The organism is Actinomycetospora sp., assembly GCF_055612215.1.
This window is the reverse complement of the sequence record NZ_JBVPVA010000170.1, coordinates 1-1,989: the sequence shown is the minus strand read 5'-3', so window position 1 is coordinate 1,989 and position 1,989 is coordinate 1. Positions and strand designations below refer to the sequence as shown.

The 1,989-nt window shown below is 72.8% G+C and carries 2 protein-coding genes; one reads left to right on the top strand and one right to left on the bottom strand.

Annotation, left to right across the window (positions count from 1 at the left end):
• Positions 1 to 139: 139 nt before the first annotated feature.
• Positions 140 to 1,171, top strand: coding sequence for a zinc-binding dehydrogenase (locus AC0CYZ_RS04765; RefSeq protein ID WP_472212847.1), 1,032 nt, complete (start codon positions 140 to 142; stop codon positions 1,169 to 1,171).
• 53 nt (positions 1,172 to 1,224) lie between these two features.
• Here the strand turns inward: AC0CYZ_RS04765 and AC0CYZ_RS04760 are convergent.
• Positions 1,225 to 1,989 (bottom strand): phosphatidylglycerol lysyltransferase domain-containing protein (locus tag AC0CYZ_RS04760; protein ID WP_472212845.1); only part of this gene is annotated, 765 nt, incomplete at its 5' end.

Sequence of the window (1,989 nt, the reverse complement as noted above, 5' to 3'; positions counted from 1 at the left end):
CCGCCACCTCGCGGCCGCCCCCGGGCCTCCCGCGACCCACCTCGTATTCCTCAGCGTGACCCATGCGGCGCTGCGCATCCGTGCCCGACCACCCGGGTAGGCCTCGTACGCACACCCCCGCTCGAGGAGGACACCAGCCGTGAAGGCCACTCTCATCTACGGCGCCGGCGACGTCCGCGTCGAGGACGTCCCCGACCCGAAGGTCGAGAACCCCACCGACGCCGTCGTGCGCATCACGCACTCGTGCATCTGCGGCAGCGACCTCTGGCCGTACAAGAGCCGCGAGGCCACCGAGGAGGGCGGTCGCATCGGCCACGAGTTCATCGGGGTCGTCGAGGAGACCGGCTCGGACGTCAGCCGCGTCAAGCAGGGCGACCTCGTCGTCGCACCGTTCTTCTACGCCGACGGCACCTGCGAGTACTGCCGCGCGGGCCTCACCAGCGCCTGCCCCAACGGCAACGCGTGGGGCGCCGAGACCGACGGTGCGCAGGGCGAGGCCGCCCGCGTGCCGTTCGCCGACCACGTCCTCATGACGCTGGACGTGCCGCAGGACTCCGAGCTGATGCCGAGCCTGCTCACGCTCTCCGACGTCTTCGGCACCGGCCACCACGCCGCGGTGACGGCGGGCGTCGGGCCCGGCAAGGACGTCGTCGTGGTCGGCGACGGTGCGGTCGGTCTGCTCGGCGTGCTCGCCAGCTGGCGGCTCGGGGCCGAGCGCATCGTGCTCATGGGGCACCACGAGGAGCGCACCGACCTCGGCCAGGAGTTCGGCGCCACCCACGTCGTGCCCGAGCGCGGCGAGGAGGGCGAGCAGCGGGTCAAGGACATCCTCGGCAGCGACGGTGCGCACTGCACCATCGAGGCCGTCGGGCTCGACCAGTCGGTCACCACCGCGATCAACGTGACGAAGCCGGGTGGCGCGGTCGGCATCGTCGGGGTCCCGCAGAGCGGCAACATCCCCAACGCCGGTCAGAAGTTCGTCAAGAACATCACGATCACCGGCGGCATCGCCCCGACGCAGGCGAACATGCACGACCTCCTGCCGGACGTGCTGTCCGGCAAGGTCCAGCCCGGCAAGGTCTTCAACAGGACGATGGGGCTCGACGAGGTCCCCGAGGGCTACCGCGCGATGAACGACCGCGAGGCCCTGAAGGTGCTCGTCCGGCCGTAGGCCACGTGCGTGCGTCTCCGTGCCGGAGCACGGAAACGCACGCCCAGGTCGCGTCAGCGACGAAGCAGGCGCAGCAACGCGGGCGGCCTGCCGCCGTAGCCCTCGGCCTCGAAGGCGGCGACGGCGATCCGCGGCAGGTCGCGCACCGCGTCGAACACCAGGAAGCGCGGCACCCACGCCGGGGCGAACCGGGCGTTGAAGCGGTAGAGCGTCTCGATCTGCCACCACCGCGACGCGATCCGCAGCAACCGGGCCCAGAGCCGCGCGACCGGCCCGGCCCCGATGCGCTCGCCGCGCTCCAGCGCCGAGCGGAACACCGCGAAGTTCAGCGACACCTTGCTCACCTCGAGCCCGCGGCAGGCCGCGAGCAGGTCGGTGATCAGCAGCTCGTTGAGGCCGTTCTCGGTGACGGCGGGGTCGCGGATCATGAGGTCGAGCGAGAGCCCCTCGGTGCCCCACGGCACGAACTGCAGAAGCCCCTTGGGCACGCCCTCAAGGCAGGCGACGACGACGACCGCCTCCGGGTCCGCCGCCCCGTCCGCGGCGCGGGAGAGCGCCATCGAGAAGCCGCGCTCGTCGGGACCGCCGCGCCACGAGGCCACGCGGGCCCGCAGCGTCGCGAGCTCGGCGTCGGGCACGTCGCGCAGCCGCCGGACGGTGGTCTCGTAGCCGGCCCGCTTGATCCGCGACACCGCCTGGCGGACGGTCCGCATCGCGCGGCCCTGCAGCGAGAAGGTCGCGACGTCGACGACGGCCTCGTCGCCCAGTTCGAGCGCGTCCAGGCCCGCCTCCCGGGACCACACCCGCGCGCCGGTCTC